Genomic DNA, 4,394 nt, shown 5'->3' on the forward strand with positions numbered 1-4,394 from the left:
GCCGGTGATCGCGGCGATGAACGGCCAGGTGAACGTGGACTACTCGGTGATCGCGGCCTCCGGCTTCCTGGGCGCGCTGCCCGCGGTGCTCCTCGTGCTGATCTTCCAGAAATACATGGTGCAGGGCCTCACCGCCGGCTCGGTCAAGGGCTGATCTCGGGCGCGAGACGTCGCGGTCGAGGTGGAGGCAGCGTCCGCCGGGACAGGCTTCGTCCGGGAAACGAGTGACGGGAGTAGGCGACCAGCTCCTCGACGAAGCGCGCCGCGTGTGGCGCGTGGAAGCGCCGCGGATCCCACGCGATGGTGGCCCACACCCCGATCGTGATTCCCCGGTGGACGAGGGGCACTGCCCGGAGGCCGGCGCGCGGGATGCGCGTGTTGGACGGCACGATCGCGGTGCCGTAGCCGGCCCGGGCCAGGGCGACCAGGGTGTCCGGCGCCCCGCTCTCGAGCAGGACGTGCGGACGGACGTGCGCGACCTGGCAGGCGGCGTCGAACCACTGGCGGGATCCGAACTCCCGCCGAGTCAGTAGCAGGCGCTCGTCGCTGAGCTCGCCGATCTCCAGCTTCGCGCGGCGGCCCAGCCGATGGGCTGCGGGCAGCACGGCCAGGACGTAGAGCGGGGCCAGCTCGCGGCAGTGGAAGCGCGCATCGCCGGCCGGGATCATGGCGAGGTTCATGTCGCCGCGCTCGAGGCGGTCGGGGAGGCGGGCGCCCCCGTCCTCCACGAGGTGCACGTCTACGGCCGGGTGCCGCCGGCGATAGCGGGGGAGGAAGCCCGCGAGCACCGTCTCGATCGCCTGCGGCGTGGCGCCCACTCGGAGCACGCCGGCTCGCCCGCCCCGGAGCGCGTGCGCGCGCTCGCCGAGCGACTCCGCCTCGGTGAGGAGGCGTCGGCTGCGGCGGAGCAGATCCTCGCCCTCCGGGGTCAGCTGGACGCGCCGGCCGATCCGGTCGAAGAGCGGGATCCCCAGATCGGCCTCCAGAGCGTGGATCTGGCGTGACAGGGCGGGCTGGCTGAGGTGCACTCGCGCGGCGGCCCGGGCAAATCCGCCGGTGTCGACGATCGCCACGAACGCGCGGAGCTGTCGCAGATCCATTATCGATGCGCCTGGCGCATCGATTGTACGACGAGAAATGCATTGGACTCATCGGAAGGCGGGCCTCTACGTTTCGGGCGTGAACGAGCACGGCATGTGGGCGGTGATCGGCTTGTACGGTGGGCGCGAGGAGAACACCTTCTACCGGCGCACCGACCTGGTCGGTTTCACCATGACCAGCGACGCACCCTTCGTGGGCATCACCCGCTCGTTCACGAGCTTCTCTCGGGCCGCGCGCGAGAACGCGGAATCGCGGATCCTCGGGGGCATCCATTTCCGCAGCGCCTGCGAGAACGGCCTCGCCCTGGGCGAGAGCATCGGGCGCCGCGTGATCGCTCACCATCTTCAGCGCTATCAGCCGTGAGCGAATCGCCTATCGGGAGGTGAGTCATGCCGGACGTGTTCGAGAACATCGAGCGAGCGCCTCTGCCGATGCTGGAGATGATCGCCCACGTGCTGGAGCTGCGCGCGTCGATGCCCCAGCAGCAGGAGATGCAGCGCACGTACCTGCGAGACATCGAGTTTCCCGAGCGCGCCCAGGTCCTGGAGGTGGGGTGTGGCACGGGCGCGATCGCCCGAGTGCTGGCCCGGTGGCCCAAGGTGGGAGACGTCCTGGGCGTCGACCCCTCGCCATATCTCGTCGACCGGGCGCGCGCGCTCAGCCCTGGTCTGCCGAACCTGGTCTTCGAGGTGGGGGACGGACGGTCCCTCGGCGTGAAGGACGCCAGTGTCGACGTCGTCATCATGCACACCGTGCTGACCCACGTGCAGGGCCCCGAGGTGCTGCTGGCCGAGGCGCACCGGGCGCTTCGTCCGGGCGGCTGGCTTGGCGTCTGTGATGGCGACTTCTCGACCGCCACCCTCGCGACCGGTGATCTCGACCCGCTGGAAGTCTGCGTCCAGGCCTTCGTCGACGGATTCGTGCAGGATCGGTGGATGGTGCGCCGCATGAGCGGCCTGGCCTCGGCCGCCGGCTTCGCGGTGTCACCGCTCCGGAGCTACGGTCTGCTGGAGACGACGAAGCCCGGGCTCACGCTCACGTGGGTCGATCGCGGCACCGACGTCCTGGTCGGTCGGGGACGGATCGGCCCGCCGCTCGCCACGGCGCTGAAGGCGGAGGCCAAGCGCCGTGCCGACGCCAACGCCTTCTTCGGCTACATGGCCTACGCGAGCATGGTGGGCCGGAAGGTTGAGGCGGGCAGATAGCGGACCGGGGCCCACGTACCGCCGTGGGGGTCGGAGTGGATCGGCGGACGTCAAGGGATTTCCCCTACCGGAAACACGATGCATTGTTTTTGCACATGTTTTCAGTATGGCAATCAGTAAGATGCTGTTTTTATTGATTCCTTCTCATGGCATGGCCCGTGCCGAACGGGACGACGTTTTTTCACTGCCTCGCCGAAGGAGAACCGATGGTCATGACGAAAGGGGCAGGGATGCTCAGAATCCTCGTGATTGCTCTCGCACTAGTAAGCCTGCATACCGGCATCGCCCCTGCGGCGCCAGTCATGCACGTGGATGACAGCGCCAACAACCTGGGCAAAGTAGATGTCGCTACGGGCACAGTCAGCGTGATCGGCAACATGGGCAACGCGACCATGACCGACATCGCCTTCAACCCGGCGGGTCAACTGTTCGGCATCTCGTTCACCGGGTTCTATTCCATCAATCCCACCACCGCGGCCGCGACCTTCATCGGGAATCATTCCGTGCCGGGTGGCAACGCCCTGGTGTTCGCCGCTGACGGAACGCTGTACGCGGCCGGGTTCAGCTCGACGTCTCTCTTCACCATCAACCCGGCGACGGGAGCGGGCACCAGCCTCGGGAATATATCCGCCGCGTCCGGTGGCGACCTGGCCTTCAATGGGGGCGAGCTGTTCCTGGCCACTACTTCGAGTCAGCTGTTCCATATCAATTTGGCGAATCTCGCGGCCTCGGCGGCCGTCGGGTCGTTCGGTGTTAGCAATGTCTTCGGATTGGCGACCGGTGACAACGGCGTCCTCTACGCGGTCGCGGGCACCAACGTCTACACGGTCGACACCGCGACCGGCGCCGCGACCAATCCCGTCGACTTTGGCGGCCACGGCCTGTTCAGCGCAAACGGACAGAGCTTCTTCACCGAGTCCGGCGCGCCCGTGCCAACTCCGGTACCCGAGCCCGCCACCCTCCTCCTTCTTGGCAGCTCGTTGACCGCGGCCGGGTTGGCGGCGTGGCGGAGGCGGAGACCGGAACGCGTCGAGTAGGCTCGGTTTCTCAGGCGGGCAGATACAGCCGGGCGACGTGATCGTCCGTCACCAGCCCGTCGGGACTCACCGTGAAGTTCGAGACGATCAAACCCTGCGCCCCCGCCAGGCCGCCGTCGCCGTGCGTGATGCGCCACATGACGACCCCGTGGCTGCCCTCTCCGTTCGGAGCCGGGCCCACGTAGCCGCGGCCGACCGTATCGAAGGAGATGGAGCCCGCGCGTCCGTAGGTGATGGTGCCGTCCTCGACGAAAAAGCCGTCGGGCGAGCGCTCTACCCGCGACTCGAGAACCGCGGACTCCCCCGGCAGAGTCTCCAAGGTGCCGCTCATCCCGGTAGGCGCGATGATGGTGCGCCACACCTGACTCGGCGCCACCGTGCGGGCTTGTCGCTTCGTGGCCGATCCGGGCACCGGCCCTCCGCGGCCGGTGAACCGTAACGCGAAGACGACCTCGCGCGTCGCCATCAGAACACAATGACGCCGCGGCCCAATTCGCCGGCGGCCAGCGCGCGGAACGCCTCGTTGGCGTCATCCAGCGCGTAGCGGTGCGTGATCATCTCGTCGATGCGTAGCTTGCCGGCCTGGTAGAGGCCGACCAGGCGCGGCAGGTCCTCGCGGGTGCGCGCGCCGCCGTAGCTCGATCCGCGAATCACCCGCTCGGCCGTGACCACGGGACGCGCGTCCAGGGGCACGGTAGCGCCGGTCCCGGGCACGCCGATCAGCACGCAGGTGCCGCCGGGCGCGAGCGCCTCGATCGCCTGGGTGATCGGGCGCGTCGCACCCACCGCCACGAAGGTGAAGTCGGCCCCGCGTCCGGTGATGGCTCGGATCGCCGCGGCCGGATCCTGGCGAGAGGCGTCGATCACGTGAGTGGCTCCCACCGCGCGCGCGTGCTCGAGCTTGGTGGGCAGCAGATCGACCGCGATGATCGGGTGCGCGGCGACCATCGCCCCGCCCTGGACCACGTTGAGGCCGACGCCGCCCACGCCGAAGACCGCCATGCTCGCGCCCGCGGGCACCGCCGCGGTGTTGATCACCGCGCCGACCCCG

At 68.8% G+C, this 4,394-nt stretch carries 6 protein-coding genes; 3 read left to right on the forward strand and 3 right to left on the reverse strand.

Annotated features, from left to right (window positions below):
- Positions 1 to 143: 143 nt before the first annotated feature.
- Positions 144 to 1,100, reverse strand: a complete 957-nt coding sequence (locus tag VKN16_09325; protein HME94401.1) for a LysR family transcriptional regulator — start codon at positions 1,098 to 1,100, stop codon at positions 144 to 146.
- 37 nt (positions 1,101 to 1,137) lie between these two features.
- Here VKN16_09325 and VKN16_09330 point away from each other — a divergent pair, with 37 nt between their 5' ends.
- The 3 genes from VKN16_09330 (at position 1,138) to VKN16_09340 (ending at position 3,343) form a co-directional block, all read left to right on the forward strand.
- Positions 1,138 to 1,464, forward strand: a complete 327-nt coding sequence (locus VKN16_09330) for a hypothetical protein (protein ID HME94402.1) — start codon at positions 1,138 to 1,140, stop codon at positions 1,462 to 1,464.
- Between the two features lie 26 nt (positions 1,465 to 1,490).
- Positions 1,491 to 2,306 (forward strand): methyltransferase domain-containing protein, encoded by an 816-nt coding sequence (locus VKN16_09335; protein HME94403.1) that lies wholly within the window; start codon positions 1,491 to 1,493, stop codon positions 2,304 to 2,306.
- Between the two features lie 206 nt (positions 2,307 to 2,512).
- Positions 2,513 to 3,343, forward strand: a complete 831-nt coding sequence (locus VKN16_09340; GenBank protein HME94404.1) for a PEP-CTERM sorting domain-containing protein — start codon at positions 2,513 to 2,515, stop codon at positions 3,341 to 3,343.
- 10 nt (positions 3,344 to 3,353) lie between these two features.
- Here the strand turns inward: VKN16_09340 and VKN16_09345 are convergent, their stop codons facing one another.
- Positions 3,354 to 3,809 (reverse strand): hypothetical protein, encoded by a 456-nt coding sequence (locus VKN16_09345; GenBank protein HME94405.1) that lies wholly within the window; start codon positions 3,807 to 3,809, stop codon positions 3,354 to 3,356.
- A partial coding sequence (locus VKN16_09350; protein HME94406.1) for a zinc-binding dehydrogenase occupies positions 3,809 to 4,394 on the reverse strand: 586 nt, incomplete at its 5' end. The genes VKN16_09345 and VKN16_09350, both read right to left, overlap by 1 nt.

Source organism: Candidatus Methylomirabilota bacterium (assembly GCA_035315345.1).
Lineage (GTDB): Bacteria > Methylomirabilota > Methylomirabilia > Rokubacteriales > CSP1-6 > CAMLFJ01.

Bases quoted from the DNA above. Each gene is read 5' to 3' on its own strand.
- VKN16_09325 (HME94401.1), bottom strand. From the start codon at position 1,100: ATGGATCTGCGACAGCTCCGCGCGTTCGTGGCGATCGTCGACACCGGC.
- VKN16_09330 (HME94402.1), top strand. From the start codon at position 1,138: ATGCATTGGACTCATCGGAAGGCGGGCCTCTACGTTTCGGGCGTGAAC.
- VKN16_09335 (HME94403.1), top strand. From the start codon at position 1,491: ATGCCGGACGTGTTCGAGAACATCGAGCGAGCGCCTCTGCCGATGCTG.
- VKN16_09340 (HME94404.1), top strand. From the start codon at position 2,513: ATGGTCATGACGAAAGGGGCAGGGATGCTCAGAATCCTCGTGATTGCT.
- VKN16_09345 (HME94405.1), bottom strand. From the start codon at position 3,809: ATGGCGACGCGCGAGGTCGTCTTCGCGTTACGGTTCACCGGCCGCGGA.